The sequence below is a fragment of the Nitratidesulfovibrio liaohensis genome, assembly GCF_011682075.1.
GTDB lineage: Bacteria > Desulfobacterota > Desulfovibrionia > Desulfovibrionales > Desulfovibrionaceae > Cupidesulfovibrio > Cupidesulfovibrio liaohensis.
In genome coordinates, this window is sequence record NZ_VSMK01000693.1 from 1 (window position 1) to 772 (window position 772).

General features: G+C 70.5%; 1 protein-coding gene. It reads left to right on the forward strand.

Annotated features, from left to right (window positions below; translation table 11 throughout):
- Positions 1–772, forward strand: a 772-nt coding sequence (locus tag FVW27_RS17815) for a TrmO family methyltransferase domain-containing protein (protein WP_167127778.1), incomplete at both ends; no start/stop codon positions are given.

The window sequence follows — 772 nt, forward strand, 5'->3', positions numbered from 1 at the left end:
CGGCCCAACCCGGTGGGCCTGCACGAGGTGCGCCTGCTGGAACTGGCCCCCGGCACGGACGGCGGCGTGCGCCTGCGCGTGGCCCCGCTGGAGGCGCTGGACGGCACGCCGGTCATCGACATCAAGACCTCGTACCGTCAGCGCCAGCCGGGATCGACGCCCGGAGGCGACCCGACTGGGGACAGTGCAGATCTCGACTGTAATACGTTTGGTGTGACGAAAGCGAGCGCGGATGGTAATGCGAATGGCAATTCATCCGTACACGTCGTTTCCGGCTCCGCTCCCTCCCTGTGGGGAGAGGGCATCCCCGACGGCTACGCCGACGAATTGCGGCGCATCTGCCTGCGCGGCTGGCAGCGCGGCCTGTATTCCGGGTTCAACGGCAACGCCAGCCTGCGCATGGGCACGGCCTGTCTGCTGACCTGCTCCGGTGCGGCCAAGGGCGACCTTGGCCCCGGCGACCTCGCGCTGGTGGACATCGCCACCGGAGCGGTGCTGGCCGGGGGCAAGCCTTCGTCCGAAGGGGCCATGCATCTGGCCATCTATCGTGCCCGGCCCGACGCCATGGCCGTGGTGCACACCCACCCGCCGCGCCTGCTGGCCCTTGGCGCGCTTGTTCCCCCGGACGACATGCTGCGCCTGCCCATCTACGAATCGGAGCTGCTGCGCGGTCAGCTGGGCTTTGCGCCCGCCCACGCCCCCGGCACGCAGGAACTGGCCGACGCCGTGGCGGCAGCCGCCGTCACCCGCGACGCGGTATGGATGGAACGCC